Source organism: Pseudomonas sp. 65/3-MNA-CIBAN-0223 (assembly GCF_040310425.1).
GTDB classification, from domain to species: domain Bacteria; phylum Pseudomonadota; class Gammaproteobacteria; order Pseudomonadales; family Pseudomonadaceae; genus Aquipseudomonas; species Aquipseudomonas gregormendelii.
Genome location: NZ_JBEOPV010000102.1, coordinates 1 through 280, shown reverse-complemented (window position 1 = coordinate 280; position 280 = coordinate 1). Strand labels below are relative to the sequence as shown.

Sequence of the window (280 nt, the reverse complement as noted above, 5' to 3'; positions counted from 1 at the left end):
GAGCGGGCCTGCGAGCTCGCGCGCATTCGCGATGGTGTCGAGGCCGGCCTGAGTCACGGCCTGATCGTCAATGCCGGCCATGGTCTGCATTACCACAACGCCGAGGCCATCGCCGCGATCCGGGGCGTCAATGAGCTGAATATCGGCCACGCCATCGTCGCCCATGCGCTGTTCGTAGGCTTCAAGCAGGCGGTCAAGGAAATGAAGCACCTGATCCTCAGCGCCGCAGCGCGGGGGTGAGACAAGCCGTCCGCTGGAGGGCGCGTTCGCGATCCTCCGC

Annotated in this window: 1 protein-coding gene; it reads left to right on the top strand. The window is 66.1% G+C overall.

Going from position 1 to position 280, the window contains the following annotated elements:
- The coding region (locus AAEZ09_RS28100; protein ID WP_350601614.1) for a pyridoxine 5'-phosphate synthase at positions 1 to 240 on the top strand (240 nt) is incomplete at its 5' end.
- Positions 241 to 280: the final 40 nt, after the last annotated feature.